Origin of the sequence: Gordonia sp. McavH-238-E (genome assembly GCF_022348225.1) — a bacterium.
GTDB classification, from domain to species: Bacteria; Actinomycetota; Actinomycetes; order Mycobacteriales; family Mycobacteriaceae; genus Gordonia; species Gordonia terrae.
In genome coordinates this window covers 437042-460457 of record NZ_JAKRFE010000002.1, presented here as the reverse complement: position 1 = coordinate 460457, position 23416 = coordinate 437042, and the positions used below count along the sequence as shown (strand labels likewise).

At 67.9% G+C, this 23416-nt stretch carries 22 protein-coding genes; 11 read left to right on the top strand and 11 right to left on the bottom strand.

What is annotated here, in order from left to right; genetic code table 11:
- Nucleotides 1-20: 20 nt before the first annotated feature.
- Both MHN80_RS04255 and MHN80_RS04250 read right to left on the bottom strand, forming a co-directional pair.
- Nucleotides 21-878: an LLM class F420-dependent oxidoreductase gene (locus MHN80_RS04255; RefSeq protein ID WP_239399738.1), complete on the bottom strand. Its 858-nt coding sequence runs from the start codon at nucleotides 876-878 to the stop codon at nucleotides 21-23.
- A gap of 113 nt (nucleotides 879-991) precedes the next feature.
- On the bottom strand, nucleotides 992-1600 hold the full coding sequence (locus MHN80_RS04250; RefSeq protein ID WP_033206310.1) for a TetR/AcrR family transcriptional regulator: 609 nt from the start codon (nucleotides 1598-1600) through the stop codon (nucleotides 992-994).
- Nucleotides 1601-1793: 193 nt separating this feature from the next.
- Between MHN80_RS04250 and MHN80_RS04245 the strand changes: the two genes are divergently transcribed.
- From MHN80_RS04245 to MHN80_RS04235, 3 genes are read left to right on the top strand one after another with little or no spacing between them, the layout of a single operon-like run.
- Entirely contained in the window at nucleotides 1794-3170 is a 1377-nt protein-coding gene (locus MHN80_RS04245; RefSeq protein ID WP_239399736.1) for an NAD(P)/FAD-dependent oxidoreductase, read from the top strand.
- Nucleotides 3167-4120: an alpha/beta hydrolase gene (locus MHN80_RS04240; protein ID WP_239399734.1), complete on the top strand. Its 954-nt coding sequence runs from the start codon at nucleotides 3167-3169 to the stop codon at nucleotides 4118-4120. The genes MHN80_RS04245 and MHN80_RS04240 overlap by 4 nt, the downstream gene beginning before the upstream one ends.
- Nucleotides 4117-4875, top strand: coding sequence for an SDR family NAD(P)-dependent oxidoreductase (locus MHN80_RS04235; RefSeq protein WP_239399732.1), 759 nt, complete (start codon nucleotides 4117-4119; stop codon nucleotides 4873-4875). Before MHN80_RS04240 ends, MHN80_RS04235 begins: the two co-directional genes overlap by 4 nt.
- Before the next feature lie 21 nt (nucleotides 4876-4896).
- Here the strand turns inward: MHN80_RS04235 and MHN80_RS04230 are convergent, their stop codons facing one another.
- Nucleotides 4897-5595, bottom strand: coding sequence for a class I SAM-dependent methyltransferase (locus tag MHN80_RS04230; RefSeq protein WP_101822318.1), 699 nt, complete (start codon nucleotides 5593-5595; stop codon nucleotides 4897-4899).
- Between the two features lie 50 nt (nucleotides 5596-5645).
- Here MHN80_RS04230 and MHN80_RS04225 point away from each other — a divergent pair, with 50 nt between their 5' ends.
- From MHN80_RS04225 to MHN80_RS04210, 4 genes are all read left to right on the top strand, one after another.
- Nucleotides 5646-6620: an NADPH:quinone oxidoreductase family protein gene (locus tag MHN80_RS04225; RefSeq protein WP_004022610.1), complete on the top strand. Its 975-nt coding sequence runs from the start codon at nucleotides 5646-5648 to the stop codon at nucleotides 6618-6620.
- Between the two features lie 63 nt (nucleotides 6621-6683).
- Nucleotides 6684-6953, top strand: coding sequence for a DUF2277 domain-containing protein (locus MHN80_RS04220; protein ID WP_064570998.1), 270 nt, complete (start codon nucleotides 6684-6686; stop codon nucleotides 6951-6953).
- Nucleotides 6954-7532: 579 nt separating this feature from the next.
- Nucleotides 7533-9359 carry an ABC transporter substrate-binding protein/permease gene (locus MHN80_RS04215; protein WP_004022615.1) on the top strand — a complete coding sequence of 609 codons (1827 nt, stop codon included), beginning with the start codon at nucleotides 7533-7535 and terminating at the stop codon, nucleotides 9357-9359.
- Between the two features lie 91 nt (nucleotides 9360-9450).
- The gene (locus tag MHN80_RS04210; protein ID WP_172622116.1) at nucleotides 9451-10164 is read left to right on the top strand and encodes an amino acid ABC transporter ATP-binding protein; all 714 of its coding nucleotides are present in this window, start codon (nucleotides 9451-9453) and stop codon (nucleotides 10162-10164) included.
- Between the two features lie 20 nt (nucleotides 10165-10184).
- On the opposite strand, the gene MHN80_RS04205 is transcribed toward MHN80_RS04210, so the two are convergent.
- The 3 genes from MHN80_RS04205 to MHN80_RS04195 are packed head-to-tail and all read right to left on the bottom strand — an operon-like array spanning nucleotide 10185 to nucleotide 12825.
- On the bottom strand, nucleotides 10185-11099 hold the full coding sequence (locus MHN80_RS04205) for an amidohydrolase family protein (protein ID WP_239399730.1): 915 nt from the start codon (nucleotides 11097-11099) through the stop codon (nucleotides 10185-10187).
- Between the two features lie 44 nt (nucleotides 11100-11143).
- Nucleotides 11144-12184: an alcohol dehydrogenase catalytic domain-containing protein gene (locus tag MHN80_RS04200; RefSeq protein ID WP_239399728.1), complete on the bottom strand. Its 1041-nt coding sequence runs from the start codon at nucleotides 12182-12184 to the stop codon at nucleotides 11144-11146.
- The gene (locus tag MHN80_RS04195; protein WP_004022619.1) at nucleotides 12184-12825 is read right to left on the bottom strand and encodes a PaaI family thioesterase; all 642 of its coding nucleotides are present in this window, start codon (nucleotides 12823-12825) and stop codon (nucleotides 12184-12186) included. Before MHN80_RS04195 ends, MHN80_RS04200 begins: the two co-directional genes overlap by 1 nt.
- 197 nt (nucleotides 12826-13022) lie before the next feature.
- Between MHN80_RS04195 and MHN80_RS04190 the strand changes: the two genes are divergently transcribed.
- The 4 genes from MHN80_RS04190 to MHN80_RS04175 are packed head-to-tail and all read left to right on the top strand — an operon-like array spanning nucleotide 13023 to nucleotide 18131.
- A complete protein-coding gene (locus MHN80_RS04190) occupies nucleotides 13023-13820 on the top strand; it encodes a 1-acyl-sn-glycerol-3-phosphate acyltransferase (protein WP_239399726.1) in 798 nt (265 codons plus the stop codon).
- 16 nt (nucleotides 13821-13836) lie between these two features.
- Nucleotides 13837-15489: an AMP-binding protein gene (locus MHN80_RS04185; protein WP_239399724.1), complete on the top strand. Its 1653-nt coding sequence runs from the start codon at nucleotides 13837-13839 to the stop codon at nucleotides 15487-15489.
- A 3-nt stretch (nucleotides 15490-15492) separates the two neighbouring features.
- On the top strand, nucleotides 15493-16956 hold the full coding sequence (locus MHN80_RS04180) for a wax ester/triacylglycerol synthase domain-containing protein (protein ID WP_239399722.1): 1464 nt from the start codon (nucleotides 15493-15495) through the stop codon (nucleotides 16954-16956).
- The gene (locus MHN80_RS04175; RefSeq protein WP_239399720.1) at nucleotides 16953-18131 is read left to right on the top strand and encodes an alpha/beta hydrolase; all 1179 of its coding nucleotides are present in this window, start codon (nucleotides 16953-16955) and stop codon (nucleotides 18129-18131) included. Before MHN80_RS04180 ends, MHN80_RS04175 begins: the two co-directional genes overlap by 4 nt.
- A gap of 395 nt (nucleotides 18132-18526) precedes the next feature.
- Here the strand turns inward: MHN80_RS04175 and MHN80_RS04170 are convergent, their stop codons facing one another.
- Genes MHN80_RS04170 through MHN80_RS04150 form a run of 5 tightly spaced genes read right to left on the bottom strand, consistent with a single transcriptional unit; the run spans nucleotide 18527 to nucleotide 23412 of the window.
- Nucleotides 18527-19591 carry an LLM class flavin-dependent oxidoreductase gene (locus tag MHN80_RS04170; RefSeq protein ID WP_239399718.1) on the bottom strand — a complete coding sequence of 355 codons (1065 nt, stop codon included), beginning with the start codon at nucleotides 19589-19591 and terminating at the stop codon, nucleotides 18527-18529.
- Nucleotides 19588-20622 (bottom strand): ABC transporter substrate-binding protein, encoded by a 1035-nt coding sequence (locus tag MHN80_RS04165; protein WP_239399716.1) that lies wholly within the window; start codon nucleotides 20620-20622, stop codon nucleotides 19588-19590. Before MHN80_RS04165 ends, MHN80_RS04170 begins: the two co-directional genes overlap by 4 nt.
- A gap of 48 nt (nucleotides 20623-20670) precedes the next feature.
- Nucleotides 20671-21021, bottom strand: coding sequence for a ferredoxin family protein (locus MHN80_RS04160; protein ID WP_004021158.1), 351 nt, complete (start codon nucleotides 21019-21021; stop codon nucleotides 20671-20673).
- Nucleotides 21018-22658, bottom strand: coding sequence for an FAD-binding protein (locus tag MHN80_RS04155; protein WP_239399714.1), 1641 nt, complete (start codon nucleotides 22656-22658; stop codon nucleotides 21018-21020). The genes MHN80_RS04160 and MHN80_RS04155 overlap by 4 nt, the downstream gene beginning before the upstream one ends.
- Nucleotides 22651-23412: an ABC transporter ATP-binding protein gene (locus MHN80_RS04150; protein WP_101822298.1), complete on the bottom strand. Its 762-nt coding sequence runs from the start codon at nucleotides 23410-23412 to the stop codon at nucleotides 22651-22653. The genes MHN80_RS04155 and MHN80_RS04150 overlap by 8 nt, the downstream gene beginning before the upstream one ends.
- Between the last annotated feature and the right edge of the window lie 4 nt (nucleotides 23413-23416).

Below are 23416 nucleotides of genomic sequence, written 5' to 3'. Positions count from 1 at the left end.
TAGCAGAGGGATTCGGGCCTCTACACGACTGCCGGAGCGATACCCAACTTTCCCGCGAGTTTCGCGAGGTAACCGGTCGCGCGCTCCACCGAGTCGTCGGGCAGGCCGTACAGCACTGTCGTGACACCGATCTCGCGCCACTTCTCGAGTTTCTCGGGAATCGGTCGGAAGTCGAGGACGACGATCTCGGGATCGCCGGTGCGACCCGCGTCGGCCCAGATCTGCTTGAGCAGCGACACCGAACCCTCGATGTCCTCCTCGCCCGGGGTGGTGATCCAGCCGTCCGCGCTGCGCGCGATCCACTTGAAGTTCTTCTCGTTGCCCGCCGCACCCACCTGGACCGGGATGTGCGCCTGGGTCGACTTGGGCCACGCCCAGCTGGGACCGAATTGCACGAATTCGCCGTCGTATTCGGCTTCTTCCTCCGACCACAGCGTCGACATCGCCTCGAGATACTCGCGCAGCATGGTGCGCCGGCGCTTCGGCGGCACGTTGTGGTCCGCGAGTTCGTCGAGATTCCAGCCGAATCCGACGCCGAGGGTCACCCGTCCGTTCGAGAGGTGATCGAGGGTCGCGATGGTCTTGGCCAGCGTGATCGGATCCGATTGCACCGGAAGGGCGACCGCCGTGGCCAGACGGATGCGTTCGGTGACCGCGGCGGCGGCGGCCAGCGATGTCCACGGGTCGAGCGTGCGCATGTACCGCTCGTCGGGCAGGGTCTCGTCACCGGTGCGCGGGTGCGCCGCGTCGCGCCTGGTGGGGATGTGCCCGTGTTCGGGAACGTAGTAGGAAGCGAATCCCGCGTCCTCGATGAGTGGGGCGAGGACGTGCGGCTTCAATCCGCGATCACTGGTGAACTGCACGATCCCGAAATCCATGGTGCCCTCCGACGGCGTCGTTCGGCCGCCCGGGATGGCCGGACGGTTGACTGGACACCAGTCTAGGTGATCGGCGTCACTCAGACCAGAGGAGGACCGGGGCTCGGACGCGGTCAGTGGCGTGGATCGGTGCGGAACCCGGGGAGGATGAAGACCTCGAGGTGTCGTCGGACCTGGGATGCGTCGTCGATGTCGACGGTCTCACCCGGCGACGTACCCAGGCTGATCAGCACGCGGGCAACCCATTCGGACACCTCGCGCAGGTCATGTCCAGGATGGATCTCGCCCCGGTGCGCGGCGTGCTCGACGAACGGGAACCAGAACGCGGCGAGGTCGGGGACGAGCTTGACGACGCCCACGCCGGCGCATTCGGCGAACTCGGTCGGTTCGTCGGTGCGCAGCCGCATGAGCAGGGTTCCGGGGTCGTCGTACGCGCCGCGGCCGATCCGCACACCGGCAGTGAGCCGGCCCGCGAAGTCGTCGATCCCGTCGAGTTCGGCGCGTGCGTCCCGCCAGAAGGACTCGGTGAGGCGCACGATGGTGGCACCGATCATGGACGGTTTGTCGGGATAGTGCCGATAGAGCCACGCGCGCGAGACCCCGGCCGTCTCGGCCACCTGCTGCATCGTCGTCGCGCGAATCCCCTTGTCGGCGAGCAGCTTCTCCGTCGCATCGAGTAGGCGGTCCTGGACCGTGGTGGTCGGGGCTTCGGTCACGGACACTCCTGCGGTCACGGTCTGCGCGCACTGCTGCGTACTCGTCGGCGGTTCCGGCGAACGGACGACGGCGTCGTAGACAGTTCGCGGATTCTGTGTACACGATACGTCGCATCGTGTAGACACAAACCAGAATGTGTCTACACGCATGACCGAGACCCATACGACCGAACCACGACGTGTCCGACGAGGGGGCAGTGTGCCTTTACCAACCACCGCGATCATCGGGGCCGGCATCAGCGGTCTGACCGCAGGCAAGATGCTCACCGATTACGGCGTTCCGTACACATGCTTCGAGAGTTCCGACCGGGTCGGCGGCAACTGGGCGTTCGGCAATCCGAACGGCCACAGCAGCGCATACCGCTCGTTGCACATCGACACCTCCAAGCACCAATTGTCGTTCCGGGACTTCCCGATGCCCGACGAGTACCCGGACTTCCCGCACCACACCCAGGTGAAGGCCTATCTCGACTCGTACGCGGAGGCCTTCGACCTCTACTCGTCGATCGAGTTCACCAACGGCATCGAACACGCGACCCGACTCGACGGCGGCGGCTGGGAACTGCAGACCCAGCTGGGCGAGCGACGCCGGTTCGATCTGCTCGTCGTCGCCAACGGGCACCACTGGGACCCCCGGTGGCCGGACTTCCCGGGCGAGTTCGACGGCATCGAGATGCACGCCCACCACTACATCGACCCGCGCACCCCGCACGACTTCATGGGCAAGCGCATCCTGGTCGTCGGACTCGGCAACAGCGCGGCCGACATCGCCGTCGAGCTGTCGTCGAAGGCACTGGACAACAAGCTGACCCTGTCCACGCGGTCGGGTGCATGGATCGTCCCGAAGTACTTCGGCGGCAAACCGGCCGACAAGTACTACCGGTCGACGCCGTACCTGCCCACGTCGTGGCAGCGGAAGTTCGTCCAGGTCATGCAGCCCGTGACGGCAGGACGTCCCGAGGACTACGGACTACCGACGCCCAATCACAAGTTCTTCGAAGCACATCCGACCCAGTCGGTCGAGCTGCCGCTCCGGCTCGGCTCCGGTGATGTCATCCCCAAGCCCAACATCAACCGATTCGACGGGTCGACGGTTCACTTCGACGACGGCACCTCCGATGATTTCGACATCATCATCTACGCAACGGGATACAACATCACCTTCCCGTTCTTCGATCCCGAGTTCATCAGCGCCCCGGACAATCGGATCGACCTGTACAAGCGGATGTTCTACCCGGGGATCGACGACCTCGTCTTCGCCGGTTTCGCGCAAGCGGTCCCGACGCTGTTCCCGTTCGTCGAATGTCAGGCCCGCCTGATCGGCGCGTACGCCACAGGTCACTACCGGCTCCCGTCGGTGCCGGAGATGAAGCAGACGATCGAGGCCGACATGCACTACTACACCGGCCACATGCTCGATCGCCCGCGGCACACCCAGCAGCTCGATCACTATCTGTACGAACACAACATGCGGACCAAGGAGATCCCGGCGGGCATCCGCCGGGCCCAGCAGCAGGGGCCGACCGAATGGGCCGGCGTCGCTTCCGAACTGGTCTCGAAGGGAGCCTCGGCATGAGCACACCGGACGGTGCGACCACCGTGCGCTTCTCCTCGTCGGACGCCGAGTGCGACGCCTGGTTCTTACCGGGCGCGGCATCGTCGCCCTTCGAGGTCGACGGCACACGGCCCGTCGTCGTGATGGCCCATGGCTTCGCCGGGACCAAGGACTCCGGTCTGGGCCCCTACGCCCAGCGCTTCGCCGAGGCGGGCCTGGCGGTGCTGGCGTTCGACTATCGCGGCTTCGGGTTGTCGGGAGGAGAACCACGGCAACAGATCTCGTTGGAACGTCAGGCCGATGACTACCGTGCCGCGATCGTGGCCGCGAAGAAACAGCCGGGCGTCGATCCCGGTCGGATCATCCTGTGGGGTGTCTCGCAATCCGGTGGCCATGCACTGACCGTGGCCGCGGACCGCGAAGACGTTGCCGCGGTGATCGCCGTCATCCCCTTCGTGAACGGGCCGGCCGCCGGCCGGGTCGCCTACGCGCAGAACGGCGGGGCGGCGATCGCGAAGTCGACCGCGACCGCGGTGGCCAGTGCGGTGTCGCGACGCCTCGGACGTGCCCCGAGGATGATGCGAGTCGTGGGGCAACCCGGCGACACCGGCGCCGCGCTGACGGCGCCCGGTTATCAGGAGAGCTACCAGGCGATTGCCGGCCCGTCCTGGCGCAACGAGGTCGACGCCTCGGTCGGCCTGGAGATCGGGGGCTTCCGCGCGGACAAGTATGCGCATCGGGTCTCCGCTCCGGTGCTGTTCCAGATCGCCGACTTCGACTCCGTCGCACCGCCATACGCCGCGTCGAAGACGGCCTTCAAGGCACGCGCCGAGGTGCGGCACTACCCGTGCGACCACTTCGACGTGTTCGCCGGGAACGACTGGTTCGAACCCTGCGTCAAACACGAGATCGGTTTCCTGACACGGCATCTGGTTACCAAGGGCCACCCCGTCGAGGCCGGGGCCCGATGAGTCGGGCGATCGTCGTCGGCGGCGCCTCGGGTATCGGCCTCGCCACCGTCGACGCGTTGGCCGATGCCGGTTCAGAGGTGGTCGTCGCCGACGTCGACCTCGTGCGCGCCGAGGCGGTCGCCGCCGAACGAGGCGATGCGGTGCGCGCGGTCCGGCTGGACGTCACCGACGAGGACTCGGTCGCAGCCGTTTTCGAGGATGTGGGCGAGTTCGACACCGCGGTGAACTGTGCCGGACTCTCCGACCCCGGACCGCTCACCGACCTCGAGTTGAGTGCGTGGCGCCACACCGTCGACGTCTGTCTCACCGGAACGTTCCTGGTGGTCAAACACGCCGGCCGACGGATCGTCGACGGTGGGTCGATCACCTGCATCGCGTCGCTCAACGGTCGGCAACCCGGTGCGGGGATGGGCGCGTACTGCGCCTCGAAAGCCGGTGTGCTGATGCTCGTCGAGGTCGCCGCCCTCGAACTCGCCGAGCGTGGGGTCCGGGTCAACGCGGTGTCACCGGGGCTGGTCATGACCCCGCTGACCGAGGGGATCGGTTTCGTCCCCGGTCTGACCGAGGACTATCTCGACAACACCCCGCTGGGCCGCAGCGGTGAGACGTCCGAGATCGCCGACACCATCGCATTTCTCGCCTCCGACAAGGCGCGATGGATCACCGGCGCCGCGTTCGACGTCAACGGTGGTGCGCACCTGAAGCGCTATCCCGACGTGCTGGGCAAGGTGCGGGCGCTGGCCGCGGAAGCCTAGCGCCCGCACTGGCGCAGCGCGTCAGACCTTCGGTGTCAGCGGCGCACCGACATCACCCGAATCGCGACGCAGCACGCGCAGCGATCCCTCGACCCTGACCTCGGTGAACTGCCCGGTTTCCAGTGCCTGGCAGTAGATCTCGTACGGCGGCCGCCCGCCGTCGGCCGGGTCGGGGAAGACGTCGTGGATGAGCAGGGCGCCGCCGATGCGCACCCATGGCGCCCAGCCGTCGAGGTCGTTCTGTGCGGCCTCCATGCTGTGGCCGCCGTCGATGAACACGAAGTCGGCCGGCGTGCCCCAGACCCTCGACGCGACCGTCGACGGTGCCAGCACCCCCACCACGGTCTGGTCGAGTCCGGCGTCGAACATGGTGCGGCGGAAGCGTGCCGAGGTGTCCAGCGTGCCGGTGTGCGCGTCGACGAGCGATTCGTCGTGGTACTCCCACCCGGGCTGGTGCTCCTCGGAACCGCGATGGTGATCGACGGTCACGATGACGGCGCCGTGTGCCTCGCCCGCGGAACCGAGGAACACCGTCGACTTGCCGCAGTATGTACCGATCTCGACGCCGACCTTCGTCGAATCCGGTTGCGACAGATACTCTCCGGCGATCTCGAACAGTGTCTGCGCCTCGTCGAGCGGCATGAACCCGGGGGCCTCCTCGGCGACTCGGAGACGTTCGGGGGACGGTGCGCTCGGCAGCTGGGCCGTGGGGTGTGACATGGCACCAGATCCTATCGGGTCTGTGAGCGCCGCCGCGTAGGGTGAGCCGTATGAAAGCTCAGGTACTCAATGCAGAGACAGGCCCCTCCGGACTCGAACTGAAAGACGTCCCGGACCCTGTACCCGCCGACGGTCAGGTCCTCGTCGATGTGAAGTCATGCGGGGTGTGTTTCCCCGATGTCCTGATGAGCCAGGGCAAGTATCAGCTCCGCGTCCCCACGCCGTTCACGCCCGGAACCGAGGTGGCCGGGGTGGTGCGCTCGGCGCCCGAGGGATCGACGGTGAAGGTCGGTGACAAGGTCCTCGTCGCGTCGATCGTGGGGGGTTTCGCCGAACAGGTCGCGGCCGCACCCGAACAGCTGCTCCCGCTGCCGGAAGGGCTGAGCTTCGAGCAGGGCTCGGCGATGGGCATCAATTACCAGACGGCCCTGTTCGCGTTGAAGACCCGCGCCCACCTGCAGAAGGGTGAGGTCGTGGGAGTGCTCGGTGCTGCCGGTGGCGTCGGCACCGCCTCGATCATGGTCGCCAAGGCGCTCGGCGCGAAGGTCGTCGCGATCGTCCACCGCAAGGGTGCCGAAGAACTGCTGCGCAGTGCCGGGGCGGACGAGATCGTCCAGCTCGAAGAGGGCTGGGGGACCGCGCTCAAGGAGATCTTCCCCAAGGGTGTCGACGTGATGATCGATCCGTCCGGCGGTGAGGTGTTCGACGAGGCGTTGCGCCAGGTGGCGCCCGACGGCCGGTACGTGGTGGTCGGCTTCGCGGCGGGCGGTATCCCGACCGTCAAGCTCAACCGCGTCCTGTTCCGCAACATCGCGGTCGTGGGTGCCGCGTGGGGCGAGTACGTGCGCACGCACCCGGAGCTGAACCTCCCCGCGACCCTGCACGAGGAGCTGTCCCAGATGATCGCGGACGGCATGTCCCCGCAGGTGAATGTGACCTACACGCTCGATCAGCTGCCCGAGGCGTTGACCGATCTGGCCGAAGGGCGGATCCTGGGCAAAGCGGTCGTCAAGATCGGTGACTGAGGTCCCCACCTCGGTTCGGCCCCGGCGGCGACCCGCACCAGCATCCGACCGAAGGGATCTGCCATGTGCCGCAACATCACCGAACTCCGTGGTCTGGAACCGCCGGCGACGGGGGACGAGATCGAGGCCGCGGCTCGGCAGTACGTGCGCAAGGTGAGTGGGGTCCGCCATCCGTCGGCGGCGAACGTCGAGGCGTTCGAGGCGGCGGTCACCGCGGTCACCGCGGCGACGCGGACCCTGCTCGACGTCCTGCCGGAGCGTCGTCAACCGCCGAAGACAGTGCCCCCGCTGCGTCGGCCCGAAGTCCAGGCACGCATCGCTGCGCGAGGCTGATCGCGATCTCCGTCGAGGTTCAGCAGTGGGTATCGCCCGGCGATACCCACTGCTGAACTCGTCCTGACTGGATGGGGGACTACGAGCCGGCGGCTTCGTCGCTCCCGGTGACAATTGTTTCGGCGATGTCCCACAAGAGGTTGTCGAAAGCCTCGATTGCGTAGAAGAGTGCAGACAGCATGATTTTTCCCGCTTTCACTTCGAATTCGACAGTGGACGCAGGCCGCAACAAAACCGCACGTCGACGGCCTGTGGGATAGCGGGATGGGCGCCAGAGATTCAAGAGGGGGCTGATTTCCGGCGCGGCGAAGAATGATGTTACAAATCCCGAATCCCTGTATCATTGGTAGCACGAGCACCGCTTTCCGACAAGCAATTCGTACATCCGGATAGAGAATCCTCGGGGGTCACTCCGCACGGCGTCCTCGACGATCGGCGTGGGCGGACGTGGCCGACGGTCGCGCTCGACGCACGCCTCGCAGGCGCCGCTACGACGACGACCCCCTGGTCAACCGGGTTAAACTCACCGGCGGGCAAAAATTTGGGACACCTCTTGCGCGTGCGGATAGTGTCGACACGGTGTCCAACCACAGATCCCGTAGCGCCCGACGGGACGCGCCGCGCGCCGTCCGCGTCGTCGCGCTGGCCCTCGCGGCCGCCATCGTCGGACTGCTGACCATCCTCGGCGGACCCGCACCCCGTGCGCAGGCCGCTCCGGCCGACAGCTGCGCACCGGCCGGCCTCGCGTCGGCGTCGGCGGCTCCGGTCAACCTCGCCGCCGCGGATCAGGGCGGGGAAGACCGCTACACCACGGCGTCGACCACACCGCTTGACCAGATCGACGTCGGCCAACTGGAGCTGCTGTCGCCCGGCAAGATCTCCGTCGGCACCCTGTCGGACGCGGGCCCGAGCATCTGCGTGAACAGCGCGGGCAACTTCACCGGCTTCGACAACGAACTCCTCAAGGCCGTCGCCGCGAAGCTGGGTCTGCAGATCGAGTTCAACGGCACCGAGTTCGCGGGGTTGCTGTCGCAGGTGGCCAACAACCGCTTCGACGTCGGATCGTCGTCGATCACCACCACCGACGACCGTCGCAAGACCGTCGACTTCACCAACGGTTACGACTTCGGCTACTTCTCCCTCGTCGCGCCGACCAGTGGTTCCATCAAGAGCTTCGGTGACCTGTCGGCGTCCACACGTATCGCCGTCGTCCAGGGCACCGTGCAGGACGACTACGTCGTCAACACGCTCGGACTCGACCCGGTCAAGTTCCCCGACTACGCCACCGCCTACGCGAACCTCAAGAGCGGCCAGGTCGACGCCTGGGTCGCGCCGTCTCAGCAGGCCGAGGGTGCGGTTCGTGAAGGCGATGGCACCGCGATCGTCGAGAACACCTTCAGCGTCAACAACTTCGTCGCCTGGGCGGTCGGCAAGAACAAGCCGCGGCTCACCGAGGCCCTCAACTCCGGACTCGACGCCATCATCGCCGACGGCACGTACGCGAAGCTCTACGTCGACTGGGTGCCCCGCGAACTGCCCGAGGGCTGGAAGCCCGGCAGCAAGGCCGCTCCCACGCCCGAGCTCCCCGACATCGCCGCGATCGCGGCCGAGAACGCCGAGAAGGCCGGGCCCGCAGAGGAGACCGCGCCCAAGAGCACGCTCCAGCAGCTCGGCGACACGTTCTTCAACTGGGATCTCTACAAGGAGTCATTCCCGGAGCTGATCAAGACCGGTCTGGTCAACACCCTGATCCTGTCGCTGGTATCGGGAGTCCTCGGCACCATCCTCGGGATGATCCTGGCGATCTGCGGCATCTCGCGCTCGCGCTGGCTGCGCTGGCCGGCGCGGGTCTACACCGACATCTTCCGCGGATTGCCCGCGGTGGTCGTCATCCTGATCGTCGGTCTCGGCGTGGGCCCGGTCGTCAAGGGCATCACCGGCAACAACCCATACTGGCTGGGTGCCGTCGCGCTGGCCCTGCTGGCCGCGGCCTACATCGGTGAGATCTTCCGGTCCGGGATCCAGAGCGTCGACGACGGTCAGCTCGAGGCCTCACGGGCCATCGGCTTCAGTTATCGCGAGTCGATGCGGCTCGTCGTCGTGCCGCAGGGCGTCCGACGGGTGCTCCCGGCACTGATGAACCAGTTCATCAGTCTGATCAAGGACAGCTCGCTGGTGTACTTCCTCGGGTTGCTGGCGAGTCAGCGCGAGTTGTTCGCCGTGGGCCGCGATCTGAACGCGCAGACGGGCAACCTCTCGCCGCTCGTCGCCGCGGGCATCATGTACCTGATCCTGACCATCCCGCTGACGCACCTGGTCAACTACATCGACCGGCGTCTGCGCACCGGACGACCGGCCGACGTCCAGGACGACCCGCTGCCCCCGACCGTCGTCGAGAAGGGATAGGCCCGTGCCTGATCTCCACAAGTCCGACTCCCAGGCCTCGAATGCCTCGTCGTCGGGTTCGCCCGCGCCCACCCCGCGGAAGGCCGTCTCGCTGACCGGCACCGATCTGCACCTGTCGTTCGGCAAGCAGCACGTGCTGCGGGGCGTCGGCATCCAGGTCGATGCCGGCACCACCACGACCGTCATCGGGCCGTCGGGATCGGGCAAGTCGACCCTCCTGCGGGTGCTGAACCGGCTACACGAACCCGATCAGGGGGACATCCTGCTCGACGGTAGGTCCGTGCTCAAGGACAACCCGGACGAGCTCCGACGCCGGATCGGCATGGTGTTCCAGCACTTCAACCTTTTCCCCCACAAGAGCGTCGTCGACAACGTCGCACTCGGACCGCGGAAGCTGAAGGGCCTGAGCAAGGACGAGGCCCGTGAGGTCGCCCTGCGGCAGCTCGAGATCGTCGGGCTGACGAACAAGGCCGACGTGCGCCCGGCACGCCTTTCGGGCGGCCAGCAGCAGCGGGTGGCCATCGCGCGTGCGCTCGCCATGACCCCCGAGGTCATGTTCTTCGACGAGGCGACGTCCGCCCTCGACCCCGAACTCGTCAAGGGTGTCCTCGCGCTGATGGCCGACCTGGCCACCCAGGGGATGACCATGGTTGTCGTCACCCACGAGATGGGCTTCGCGCGCAACGTCTCCGACAACGTGCTGTTCATGGATCACGGAGCCGTCGTCGAGACCGGCCGGCCGGAACAAGTCTTCGACGACGCGAAGTCCGACCGCCTGCGGACCTTCCTGTCCCAGGTCCTGTAAGCGCTCGCCGGCCGCCTGGGTCAGCCGATCCCGAAGAGCCTGGAGCCGTTGCGGTAGAACACGTCTCGGAGCCAGTCGGCCCCGAGGTCGAGGCGGATGAGCGCCTCGATGGCGTGGGTGTAGCCGTAGGGGATGTTCGGGAAGTCGCTGCCGAACAGGATCTTCTCGCCGGCGTCGGCCAGTCGCGGCAGGTAGTCCGCCGGGAACGGGGCGTCTTCCTCGGCGAAATCGGTGAACGCCATCGTGGTGTCCAGGTGCACGTTCGGGTACTCGAGCGCGAGGTCGAGGAATGCGGTGTACTCGGGCATCCCCATGTGCGCGACGATCAGCGGCAACGACGGAAACCGGTGCAGCAGTTCGCGGATCGGTTCGGGTCCGGTGAAGGTGCCGGGCGCGGGCCCCGACCCGCAGTGGATGATGACCGGGACCTGCGAATCGGCGATCTGGGACCACACGCCGTCGAGAAGCGAATCGGTGGGGGAGAAGTCGCCGACCTGGATGTGGCACTTGAACACCTGGGTTCCCGCTTGGATGGCGCGGGAGACATAGGTGTGGGCGGACTCCTCCGGATAGAACGTCGCTGTGTGCAGGCAGTCGTCATGGCCCGCGGCGAAGTCGTGCGCCCAGCCGTTCAGCCACTCGGCCATGTTCGGTTTGTGGGGGTACACCAGTGACGAGTAGGCCCGCACCCCGAAGTCCCGCAGCGTGGACACCCGGACGTCCTCGTCGGCGCGGTAGGTGATCGGCCACTCGCGTCCGACCAGTGGCCCGACCGAGTCGAAGTAGGCCCAGACCTTGTCCATGACCGGGCGCGGCATGAAGTGGGTGTGCACGTCGACGATGCCGGGCAGGTCGAGGTCTGACCAGATCGCGCGCACCCGCTGCGCCTCGTCGGTACTGAACGGCTCGGGGGTCACGGGAACGGCACTGTTCACCCCAGAGACCGTACGCCGGGTGTGGCGCCGGCCGCGAGTCCCGATCAGCGGACGCCCGGCATCGCTGGCGCGATGAGCACCTTCCGGTGGTCGTTGGGCGCGGCGAGCTCCCGGACGACACGGTCCACCTCGCCGAGCCCGACGATCTCGCTGACCAGCGTCGACGACCCGATCGCGCCTTTGCTCAACTCGGCTGCGGCGGTGCGGAACTCGCTCGCCGTGTAGTACGAGACAAAGTACATCGTGGTCTCTTTCACGACCCCGGCGACCGGCATGAACGAGTCGTCGCTCAAGCAGACGCCCGCGATGACGACGGTGCCGTGAGTCGCGACCGCGTCCAGCGCAGTGGCGATCATCCCCGGCTTGCCCACGCACTCGATGACGACGTCGAAGCCCGATTCGACCTGGGCGGGGAGTTCGTCGGGGGTGCACACCGCGGACGCGCCGAGATCGAGTGCCGCCGCCCGCCTGCCCGGGGACGGGTCGGAGCACACCAGCTCGGTGGCCACTCCGCGTGACAGCCAGTGCAGCGCAGCGAGACCGACTGGTCCCGCGCCGAGTACCAGCACCCGATCGCCGGGACGGACGGACGCGCGGGTGACGGCGTGCAATCCGACTGCGAGCGGTTCGACGAGCGCGCCGTCGACCGGGTCGATGCCGTCGAGCAGCACGCTCTCGGCCGCCCCGACCGCGACGAACTCGGCGAGCCCGCCCGGCAGGATGCCGAGTCCCAGGGTTCGTGCCGATGGGCAGCGGGCGACGTCACCGGTGAGGCAGGCGCGGCACCGATGGCACCCGATCACCGGCATGGCGGCCACGGGGTCGCCGACTCGAAAGGAGTGGGGGACGTCCGGGTCCTCGGGTCCCACACCGACGACCTCGCCGGCGAACTCGTGACCCATGATCGTCCCGCTCGGTAGCAGCGGCGCGGTCGACAGATCGGAACCGCAGATGCCGTTCGCGGCCACGCGCAGCACCAGCTCGCCGGGACCGGGGGTGGGGTCGGGTCGGTCGTCGACGACGAATCCGCCCGAGAGGAAGTCGCCCGCGCCGGACTCTCCCGGGGCGGTCACCGCGGCGCGCATCAGCCCGCCGACCAGCGCACCGACGGGACGTCGGCCGCGGACCGGGGCACGATGAACACACCTTCGGCCTCGCAGGTCACCCCGTCGGCATCCGAGATCGTGCCGCGGACGATGCGTTTGCGTCCGTTCTGCTCGGTCACCCACGCCTGCGCGACGAGCGCGCCCAGCGGTGTCGGCCGCCCGTACCGGACGGTGAGGGTGCCGGTGTAACAGGGGCCCTCCACACTCGCCGCGTTGCCCAGGACGTGATCGAGGACCAGCGCGCACACCCCGCCGTGGACCTGCCCGGGTGGACCCTCGTAGGCCGCGCCCAGCGTGAATTCGCTCCGGACCCCGTCGGCCACGTGCACGACGTCGAGCGGCGGCGCCAGCGCGTTGCGGACGCCGATGACCGCGTTTCCCCAGGCCATGCCGGTGTTCTCGCGCGTGTGTCGCACCCCGAAGGCGCCGTCCATCTGCCGACTGCGCAGGTCGGCCACCACCTCGGCGATCCGCCGGCGCGCCTCGTCGAGGTCCTCCTCGGCCACCTCGGTGCGGATCACCGCGTCGACGAGATCGCGAACGGTGTCGGTGAGCGGGGTGTAGACCGCGCGGCGACGCGCGACCTCGGCTTCGGAGATGTCCTCCAGTATGAACTCCATGTGGCTACCGATCAGTCAGTTGTGGCATAGGTAACGAAGTGTGGCGACGCTATGTAGAACGTGTTCTAATTCAACCACTAGAACGTGTTCTCATTTTGCGGTTCCGAGGACATCGACCCCGGTCGGAGGGCTCGCCCCGGCTGATCAAGCGGTGATCCGCGCGAACCGCAGATGCAATCCCACAGGAGATGTGATCGATGAGCGCCGAGACCTTCGACCTCACCGCACGCGACGAGACCTGGGTGAAGCGGGTCCTGCCCGTCCTGAAACTCGTCGCGAAAACCTATTTCCGGTCCGAGGTGCGGGGTATGGACAAGGTGCCCGACGGCGGTGCACTGCTCGTGTCCAACCACTCCGGCGGACTGATGGCCTTCGACGTCCCGGTGATCAGCGTGGCGTTCGCCGACGAATTCGGGGCGGACCGGCCGCTGTACACCCTCGCCCACGACCTCATCTTCACCGGGGCGGGCAGACAGATCTTCGGCAAGGTCGGGTTCCTCCCGGCTCACCCGAAGAACGCGGTCGCCGCGCTGCGGGCGGGCGCTGCGACGATCGTGTTCCCCGGCGGCGAATGGGAGGCTCTCCGCCCGAGCAGCCAGAGCGCGACCATCGACTTCCACGGTCGTACCGGCTACATCCGCACCGCTCTCGAGGCCGGCGTGCCGATCGTCCCCATCGTCACCATCGGTGGGCAGGAGACGCAGCTGTTCCTCAATCGTGGCGACACGCTCGCTCGAATCCTGCGACTCGACAAGCTGATCCGTACCGATACGGCACCGTTTGCCTTCGGTTTCCCGTTCGGTCTGACCGCGCACCTCCCGCCGAACATCCCGTTGCCGTCGAAGCTGGTGACGGAGGTTCTCGACCCGATCGACATCACCGCCGAGTTCGGCAACAACCCCGAATACGACGAGGTGGACCAGATGGTCCGCAAACGCATGCAGCACGCACTGGACCACCTCGCCCGCGCCCGCCGGTTCCCGGTTCTGGGCTGACCACGAGGAGACGACGATGATCTCGCACCTCCGCGAGCGCGTCACCACCGCGTTGTGGCTCGTTCGTACCCTGATCCGCAGCGGCTTCCTCGGCTCGTCGAGAGTCGACCGCTATATCCGTATGGGGCTCAACCTCCGTCGGCACGGCGGTGCGTCCCCGGTGAGCGGGATCGGCCTCGCCGCGGCGCGCGATCCCGATGGCATCGCGCTCATCGACGAGGCGGGACAGCTCACCTGGCGTGAACTCGACGCCCGCTGCGACGCACTCGCCGTCGGACTCCGTGACCTCCCCGGCGCGTCCGTAACCACCGTCGCCATCCTGTGCCGCAACCATCGCGGTCTCATCGAGGCGCTCGCCGCGACGTCGCGGCTCGGTGCCGATGCCGTGCTCCTCAACACCGGCTTCGCCGGACCCCAGCTCGCCGACGTACTCGCCCGTGAGCAGGCCGACGTCCTCATCGCCGACGACGAGTTCGACGCCGTCGTCGAGCCTGCGGCGCAGCGACTTCCGGAGATGAGGCGAATCCACGCGTGGACGGAGGGCGAGTCGGACCGGGGCGCCACCGTCGACGGCCTGATCGGTGCGAACAGCGGAACCCGTCCCGGACGGCCCGCTCGCGCCGGCCGCATCGTGTTGCTGACCTCGGGAACCACCGGAACGCCGAAGGGAGCGCGTCGCGGCGGGAGCACCGACGTCGCCTCCCTGGCGGCGATGCTGGACAGGATTCCTTGGCGCGCAGGCGAATCGACTGTCATCGCGGCGCCGATCTTTCATGCGTGGGGGTTCGGGCAGGTGGCGATCGCGGCGACGATGACGTGCACGATGATCATGCGCCGCCGCTTCGATCCGGTGGCGACGCTCGAACTGGTCCGCGACCACGCGGCGACCGGCCTCGCCGTCGTACCGGTGATGCTCGAGCGCATCACCGATCTCCCCGACGAGGTCCTCGACGACCATCCGATGCCGACTCTGCGCTTCGCCACCGCGAGCGGGTCGCGGATGCGCTCCGACGCACTCGTCGCATTCCTCGACCGGTACGGCGACGTGGTCTACAACAGCTACAACGCCACCGAGGCCGGGCTCATCACCACCGCCACCCCCGCTGATCTTCGCGTCGCGCCGGACACCGCCGGTCGACCGCTCATCGGTACCAGTGTCCGCATTCTCGACGACGACGACCGAGAGGTCCCCGTCGGCGAGGTCGGCCGCATCGTGGTCGCGAACAACTCCGGCTTCGACGGCTACACCAGTTCGGACTCCAAGGCTTTCAGCGACGGGCACATGGTCTCGGGCGATGTCGGCCGCTTCGACGAGAACGGCCTGCTCTTCGTCGTCGGTCGCGACGACGAGATGATCGTGTCGGGCGGGGAGAACGTGTACCCGCTCGAGGTCGAGCAGGTGATCGGCGCCCTCGACGAGGTGCTCGAGGTCGCGGTGACCGGTGTCGACGACGACAGATTCGGTCAGCGACTCGTCGCCCACGTGGTGCGGGCCCCGCGAGCGCAGATCGGCGCCGACGACATCCAGCAGCAGGTCCGTGACCAACTGGCCGGGTTCAAGGTCCCGCGCGACGTGTACTTCCTCGACGAACTGCCGCGCAACGCCACCGGCAAGATCCTCAAGCGCGAACTCGATGCCGGCCCGTCGAATCAACGGAAGGTGAGCTGAATCATGCATTCTGTCAGGCAGATCGACCGATCCAGCAGAACTCCGGACGCCGAACGGATGTCCGGTCCCGACGCGCTCATGCTCAACATGGAGTCGGCGTCGAACCCGATGCACACGCTCAAGGTCGCGGTTCTCGACACCGCCCGGCGGGGCCGCCCTCTCAGCCTGACCGAGATCGCCGGCGTACTGCCCGACCACCTCGGGATGTTCCCACGCGCGACCCAGCGGCTCGCCTGGGCGCGCGGACACGGCGCCCGTCCGTTCTGGGTGCGCGACAACGACTTCGACGTGTGGCAGCACCTGGACGAGCGATGGGTCGCCGCGCCGGGGGGACGTGCCGAGCTCGACGAGATCCTGTCCGAACTCGCGGTCCGGCAACTCGACCGCAGCCGACCGCTGTGGGGGCTGACCCTCGTTCACGGTCTCGCCGGCGGGCGGCAGGCGGTCGTGGTGCGCGTCCATCACGCCGTCGCCGACGGACTCGCCGCACTGAACACCTTCATGGCCGCCACCGCCGGGCCCGACGAGCGCGTCGGACAGGCGCCGGTCGACCGCACCCGGGTCGATCACGACGACGACGAACTCACGCGTGCAGCGCGCTCGGAGTCCCGGCGCATGATCCGCGATCTGCCGTCCGCGGCGTCGGCCCTGGTGCGCGCATTCTCGGCGAAACGCAAGGCCGGCAACGCCGACCTCATCCCGAAACCGTTGACGGTCCGTCGGACGAGCTTCAACGCGCGCAGCGGCGCCGACCGGATCTGTGCGTCCGGGGACATTCCGCTCGCCGCCGTGCAGCGACTCGCGCTCGCCACCGGCACGACCGTGAACGGTGCGCTGCACGGGATCATCGCCGGGGCGATCCGGGCCGAACTGATCGCTCGCGGCGAAGAACCGGGAGTCGCGGTGTCCATCTTCGGAGTGTGCAAGGACCTGGCCTCGACGCGTGTTCAGGGCAACGAGATCGCCACGGCCATGGCGTATCTGCGGTCGGATCTGGCCGACCCGGTCGAGCGGATCGCGGCCACGGGGGCGAGCTGCGCCGCCACCGTGCACTGCCGGCGCGCCGTCGGATTCGAACTCACCGACGTCCTGGCCACCTACACCGGACGGCTCGGCCCGATCTTTCGCGGTCTGGCCGCGAATCGTGCACCGCTGGTGATGAACAACATCACCACCGCCAACATGCCCGGTCCGCGCACCACGCGGTGGGTCGGGGACATCGAGGTCGTCGACTGGATCTCGTTCGCACTGGCCATCGCTCCCGCCGACGTCAACCTCACCACGTACAGCTACGCCGGCAAGCTCAGCATGGGCCTCATCGCGACGCCGGAGTCGATGCCCGACCCCGCCCGGTTCCTGAGGCGGGTGGCGGATGCGGCCGTCGAAGCCGCTGACGCGCTCGAACGGCAGACGGTGGGCGAGAACGAGAACGAGAGCGACGACGCGATGGCGCAGGAGGCGAGTTGATCGACTGGGAGTCCGGAGCAGCTCGGCTGGGGTTGTTCGCGAAGGTGGTGCCGCGTGCGATCGGCAGTTCGCGTGCGGCCGGTCGCGGCGATCCGGAGGCCGGCGTTCCGGCGGCGGACTGCGGTCCGCGGATGGTCGGGGAGACCGCCGTCGACGAGCTGTTCATCGCGATCAACTCGGTGATCCGGGACATCCCGCCGATCGAGTTCGTGGAGCAGTGCGTACACCGATGCACCGGTGTCGCAGAGGAGTTGGCCGCGTTGGGACCCTCGGGGGTCCACCTCGACCCCGGGCCGCCCGGCATCGTCTCGCGTGACCGGAAGACCTTCGGGACCACCTCGTTCGATCACATCGACTACTCGGTGGCAGTGCCCCTCCCGGAGTCGATCGCCGCCGCCGACCCCTACGCCGACGGGATCGCCTCGGTGCGTGTGCTCTCGCGGCGCCGGGCCGGTCGTCGCTGGCTGATCTGGGTCCACGGGGCGGCGCAGGGGCGCGCCGACGATCTCTACGCGTTCCGCGCGGCCAACCTGTACAACAAGCTGGGTTACGACGTGGTGTTCCCCGTCCTCCCGGCACATGGCTCCCGCCGAGTCGAGAAGGTCGCCTACCCGGGCTTCGATCCGCTGGTCAACACCGTCATCACGATTCGGGCGATCGCCGAGATCCGTTCGCTGATCACCTGGATCGAGGGTCAGGAGCCCGCCGACATCGCGATCGCGGGGACGTCGCTCGGCGGCCCGATCGCGGCCATGGTCGCCTCGATGGATCCCCGCGTCAGTTCGGTCCTCGCCGTCGTGCCGATGCTGGAGATGCACGCCACCCTCGCCCATCACATGGAGCGCGGTGGGTCCAAGGGCCGTCATCTGGCCTCGCTGATGCGCAGCGAACCGGTCCGCGCGGTGTCGTCGGTGATCAATCCGCTGTCGGTGGAACCGATTCCGACGCCCGAGCGGCGAATGGTGGTCGCGGCGCTCAACGACCGCGTCACCTCGGTGTCCGCCGCCCAACAGCTACACCGCCATTGGGGCGGTCGGGTGCACTGGTACTCCGGTAGTCATGTCGGACACGCCATCTCGGGCAGTATCCGGCAGGCCACCGACGAGTTCCTGCGCGCCTCCCCGCCCTCGGCCTCTCGGTCCGACCACGAACCCGGCCTGCGTTCGCTGATGTGAGGGCAGCGCTGTTCCCGTCAGAAAGAAGACAAGACCATCGGCCCGCCCGGTCACGAATCAGGTTGAGTGAGTGCGCCACTCGGGCGCCCTCCGCTGCCCGAAGTTGTTGCGCGTATGGGCTCGGGCGTCCGTTGCTCCCTGAGGTGTTGCGCGTATGGGCTCGGGCGTCCGTTGCTCCCTGAGGTGCGAGGAGCGATAGCGACGAGCCTCGAAGGGTCCGGTGAGGGATGAGCCCTTCGAGGCTCGTTTCGCTCGCACCTCAGGGGGCGGGGTGGGCTCGCTTCGCTCGCACCTCAGGGGGCTGGGTGGGCTCGCTTCGCTCGCACCTCAGGGGGCTGGGTGGGCTCGCTTCGCTCGCACCTCAGGGGGCTGGGTGGGCTCGCTTCGCTCGCACCTCAGGGAGCCGCGGCAGCCGCTCCGAGGCGCTCGTGCACGCGCGGGACCACCTCCGCCGCAAAGCGTTCCATCTCGGCCTCGAAGGGCTGGAACTGCAGCATGAACGTCTCGATCCCGGCCCGATGGAAGTCCGCGATCCGGTCGGCCACCTCGTCGTAGGACCCGACGAGCCCGGCTGCGGTACCGCCGTTCGTGCCGATCGCGGGGTAGCGCGCGAACGTCTGGAACATCACCGCCTTCTCGTCGGCACCGCCGGCGATGTTCGCCAGGACGGGCTGATCGAGCTCGTTCAGCTTCCAGTGGTGATCGAGCTCGCGCTGAGCGGATTCGGCGTCGTCACGGGCGATCACGAAGGCCGACAGTCCGTAACGGATAGGCGCGCCAGTCCGTTCGCGCCGGCCGACGTCGGCGATGAGTTCTCGGACCCGCTCGATCGGTTGACCATTGATGAACCACACGTCGCCCTGGGCCGCCACCAGGTCGCGGGCCGGATCGGATTCTCCGCCGACGTAGATGTCCGGACGTGACCGGAAACGTCCGGTGGGGTTGATCTGATAGTCGTCGATGCTGAAATACCGTCCCTCGTGCGAGACCCTCTCCCCGCTGAGCAACCTGCGGACGATGGTCAACCATTCGGCGCCGTACCCGTAGCGATCGTCGTGCTCGGGGAACGCGATCCCGGCCTTCTCGAGCTCGGGGCGGAACCATGCGTTGACGACGTTCAGGGACAGTCGACCACCGGAGATCTCCTCGATGTTGGCGGCCTGTTTGGCCAGCACCACCGGATGGAACAGCAGCGGCTTGATGGCGGCGATCAATTCGATCGTGGACGTCGACGCGGCGAGTGCGGCTGCCGATGTCCATGTCTCGAGCTGATCCCATTCCGGCGAGAACGGGTTGATCACGTGCTGGGCGATCAGTGTGCTGTGAAACCCGAGTTCCTCCGCGCGGCGGACCAGTGCCAGGTTGCGCTCCCAGGACGCGTCTACCGGGTCGGCGGGATGATGTGCCGAGGCCCACGTGCCGTAGACATTGGCCCACACACCGAATCGAGGCCCGGTCACGGGTTCGGTCCCGGGGTGGGACGCTGGAGCCAGGAGTCGAGTTCGAAGTCGTCATCGATGCTGCCCTGTTGGACCAGGAAGGCTTTGGTGCCGGTGAGCAATTCGACGGCGCGCGCGGGGAACGCCTCCTCGGAATAACCCTCCGGGTTGGCCGCGGCACGGACCGCGGCTTCGGGTGCCTTGGAGTTGCCCAGCTCGAATCGCAGGTACTCGTCCCAGTTCGCCTTCGCGAAGCGGACCGACGACGCGTGCAGTTGCTGCCACGTCGCGGCGAATTCCGGGTTCTTCTCCAGGAACTGCTCGCTGCTCACTGTCACGCTGGTGCCGGCGAGATCGGGATGGTCCCGGTAGACCGAGTCCACGAGGTGGAACCCCTTGCCCTCGAAGGTCTGCAGCGCCACGGACGGGATGACGCCGGGCAGCGCCGCGCCGTCGATCTCACCAGAGTTCAGCGGAGCCTCCTGATCGGCCGGATACAGGTGGATCAGATTCGCGGTGATGCCCCGCTCGGCCAATGCGCCCTGTAGATAGCGGTCGATGTAGGACCCCTTCGGCACGCCGATGTTCTTGCCGGCCAGATCGGCCAGCGAACGGATCGACGGGTCTTTGGCCACCACACCGGCATCGTTGTCGAACTGGTTGATCGTCAACAGGCGGGTTTGCAGCCCCGAGCCGCGAGCGACGAGCGCGGGGGTGTCGCCGTAGCTCGCGACGTCGAGACGTCCGCCGATCAGCGCCTGGTTGAGGTCGGGTCCGTTCGGGAAACTGAAGACCTCGACCTTGTTGACGCCCAGCGGTGCGAAGGCCCCGAGCAGTTCCCCGCGACTGTGGGCGAAGCCGACCGGTCCGGCGATGACGTTGCTCGAACCGATCACCCCGATCCGGAGCGTGTCGATGACGTCGCGCTGCGCCGACGACGAGTCTTCGGATCCGCAGGCGGCAATTGCCGTCAGCGCCACGCCGGCCGACAGCAGTGCGATCGCGCGTCTGATCCGACGCAGCGGTGGTCCGAAAGATGTTCTGGTGGGCATGGTTTCTCTGTTCTGTGAAGCTGGGAGCGGGGGAACGAGGTGAGCCGGTCAGTCGGTGTGCTGCTCGACGAGCCGGGGTGGCGGGTCTCCGTGCGGGATGGGCGGTCCGACCGCGGTCAGGCTTCCGGGCGAGCGTCCCTTGCCCCAGCCGAGACGTTCCCGATAGGTGCCGACCAGCTCGAGCGGCACGGTGTCGCCGGCGCCGAGCGGGGACGACTCCGGACTCACGTAGAGAGCATCGGTGGGGCAGTACGCCTCACACATGAAGCATGTCTGACAGTCCGATTGCCGGGCGATCGTCGGCACGCCGTCGGGCCCGGTGTCGAAGACGTTGGTGGGGCAGGCATTCACACACTTGTCGCAGGCGATACACGCCGATGCGACGACGAGCTCGATCATGCGGGAACACCGACGGCGAGCCGCGGAGCGGGGTGGTCGGGCCGGCGGGCGGTCGAACCGGGTGTCGCGACCCAGACATCGGTGAGTCCTCCGGTGCGGACGTGATCGCCCAGTGCCGGGTCGAGGTCGGGGTGGTCGGCGCGCTTGCTCATCCCGCGGGATTCGGTGCGGGCGAGCGCGGACCGGTAGATCCACCGTCCGACGGCGGTGATCGCCGCGGCCTCCCGGGCACGTATGCGCCCTGCCGGTGTGCGGGCGCGGTAGGCATCTCCGGAGAGCTCGTCCCACAGCGAGTCCAGTGCGCTGAGCGCGGGCGTCATCCGGTCCCCGTGGCGCAGGTAGTTCTTCTCGAAGGGGATCAACTCCCGCTGTGCCGCGGTCACGACCTCGTCGGGCGTGATCCCGCGCCGAGCGGCGCCCGGTCCGGCGGTGACCAGTCCGACCGTGCCGGTACCGGTCAACCGGTCGAGCGGGATCGCCCCACCGTTCTCGCGGGCCGCGCGTGCCGCGGCCGCACCGGCGAAGCTGCCCGACGACATCGCCCAGGCGGAGTTGTGGCTGCCCCCGCCGGTGAAACCGCCACAGATGCGTTCCCGGGTCGCGGCGTCGCCGGCCGCATACAGGCCCGGGACCCCGGTCCAGCACTCGTCGTCGACGATGTCGATGCCACCGGTACCGCGCACGGTGCCCTCGGCGAGCAGGTCGACCTCGAACCGGTCGGTGAACGGGTTGATCCCACGGCGGTCGAACTGGAGAAAGAAGTTGGGTTGGCCCAGACGCATCTGTGCCGCCACCCGCTCGTCCGCCCGATCCAGTTGCGCGTAAACCCTCTCCTGCAACAGAGTTCGCGCGATCACCGAACGGCCTTTCGTCGACCCCGCGCCCTCGACGATGCGTCCATCGGCGTGGAAGAAGGTGGCGTAGCCGTAGTACGCGGTCTTCGTCACCGTGGAGCCCTTCGGGACGATCGCGTAGGCGTTGGCGAATTCCATGCCCGAGAACGAAGCACCGACCTCGGCCGCCATGAGGGCGCCGTCGCCGGTGTCGACGTTGCTGCCCAGCGCCTTGGACAGGAATGCGCATCCGCCGGTCGCGACGACCACCGCGCCGGCGGAGACCCGGAAGTCGCGGCCGGTCTGTCGCTGGTGGCCGGCGGCGCCCCGAACGGCCCCTTCGCTGTCGGTGAGGAGTTCCAGGACCGGGGAGTGGTCGAGGATCCGCACGCCGCGGCGTCGAACCCAGGCGCGCATGCGACGCATGTACTCCGGACCCTGCACCCCTGTGCGGATGGGCTCCCCGGTGTGCTCGTCGACCGGGAACGGGTACCGGCCCTCGGTGCCCAGCCGGTGCATGTTCGCATACGTCTTGTCGAGGACGCGGTCCATCCAGGAATGGTCTGCGAGATACCCGCCGAGTGCTTCGCGACTCGCCTTCGCCGCCGAGCGCTTCTCCGGGTCGGGAGCGACGTACCAGACGCCGGTCCCGGCCGGGGCCGTCGTCCCCGATGAGCCGCAGTAGCCCTTGTCCGCGAGGATCACCTCGGCTCCGGCGTCGCGGGCGTGGATGGCGGCCCAGGTGGCAGCGGGGCCGCCGCCGATCACCAGCACGTCCGTGGACAGGGTCAGAACATCAGACATGAGTGAACTCCCGGGGTGTCGGTGTGGGGTCGGTGGATTCGGCGTTGCTTGCGCCGACGCCCAGTCCGGCGAGCAGTTGCGAACGGAGGGCTACGAACTCGGGGTCGGTGATCCGGCGTGGCCGTGGCAGATCGACGACGATGTCCTGCGCGATCCGGCCGGCTCGCAGGATCAGCGCGCGATCCGCGAGGAGTAGGGCCTCCTCGACATCGTGCGTCACGAGCAGCGTTGCCGGACGGTGTGCTTCCCACAGGCGGGCCACGAGACGCTGGGCGTTGATCCGGGTGAGGGCGTCGAGCGCGCCGAAGGGTTCGTCGAGCAGCAGCAGGTCGGGCTCCCGGACGAGTGCCCGTGCGAGCGCGGTGCGTTGGGCTTCGCCACCCGAGAGGGTGGACGGCCAGGCGTCGGACTTGGCCGCGAGCCCCACCTCGTCGAGTGCTCGCAGAGCGCGGGCCTCGGTGTCACCGCCCCGTAACCCGAGGGCAACGTTGCGCCACACTGACATCCACGGCATGAGCCGATGTTCTTGGAAGACGATCGCCTTCGCCGATGGCGCCTCGATCGTTCCGGTGAAGCCGCGGTCGAGACCGCCGATACCGCGGAGCAGCGTGCTCTTCCCGGAACCGCTCGCGCCGAGCAATGCGACGAATTCGCCCCGTTCGATGGTCAGATCGACACGGTCGAGCACTCGCCGACCGTCGAATTCCCGTGCGGCCCCGGTGACTCGGACGCCGTCGATGCGATTCTCCGTCATCTCA

Coding starts and splice junctions, on each gene's coding strand:
- MHN80_RS04255 (WP_239399738.1), bottom strand. CDS start 878: ATGGATTTCGGGATCGTGCAGTTCACCAGTGATCGCGGATTGAAGCCG.
- MHN80_RS04200 (WP_239399728.1), bottom strand. CDS start 12,184: ATGCGCGCCGCGGTGACCGCCCCGGGAGAGTCCGGCGCGGGCGACTTC.
- MHN80_RS04185 (WP_239399724.1), top strand. CDS start 13,837: ATGATCTCGCACCTCCGCGAGCGCGTCACCACCGCGTTGTGGCTCGTT.
- MHN80_RS04190 (WP_239399726.1), top strand. CDS start 13,023: ATGAGCGCCGAGACCTTCGACCTCACCGCACGCGACGAGACCTGGGTG.
- MHN80_RS04225 (WP_004022610.1), top strand. CDS start 5,646: ATGAAAGCTCAGGTACTCAATGCAGAGACAGGCCCCTCCGGACTCGAA.
- MHN80_RS04195 (WP_004022619.1), bottom strand. CDS start 12,825: ATGGAGTTCATACTGGAGGACATCTCCGAAGCCGAGGTCGCGCGTCGC.
- MHN80_RS04165 (WP_239399716.1), bottom strand. CDS start 20,622: ATGCCCACCAGAACATCTTTCGGACCACCGCTGCGTCGGATCAGACGC.
- MHN80_RS04240 (WP_239399734.1), top strand. CDS start 3,167: ATGAGCACACCGGACGGTGCGACCACCGTGCGCTTCTCCTCGTCGGAC.
- MHN80_RS04150 (WP_101822298.1), bottom strand. CDS start 23,412: ATGACGGAGAATCGCATCGACGGCGTCCGAGTCACCGGGGCCGCACGG.
- MHN80_RS04160 (WP_004021158.1), bottom strand. CDS start 21,021: ATGATCGAGCTCGTCGTCGCATCGGCGTGTATCGCCTGCGACAAGTGT.
- MHN80_RS04155 (WP_239399714.1), bottom strand. CDS start 22,658: ATGTCTGATGTTCTGACCCTGTCCACGGACGTGCTGGTGATCGGCGGC.
- MHN80_RS04220 (WP_064570998.1), top strand. CDS start 6,684: ATGTGCCGCAACATCACCGAACTCCGTGGTCTGGAACCGCCGGCGACG.
- MHN80_RS04235 (WP_239399732.1), top strand. CDS start 4,117: ATGAGTCGGGCGATCGTCGTCGGCGGCGCCTCGGGTATCGGCCTCGCC.
- MHN80_RS04230 (WP_101822318.1), bottom strand. CDS start 5,595: ATGTCACACCCCACGGCCCAGCTGCCGAGCGCACCGTCCCCCGAACGT.
- MHN80_RS04180 (WP_239399722.1), top strand. CDS start 15,493: ATGCATTCTGTCAGGCAGATCGACCGATCCAGCAGAACTCCGGACGCC.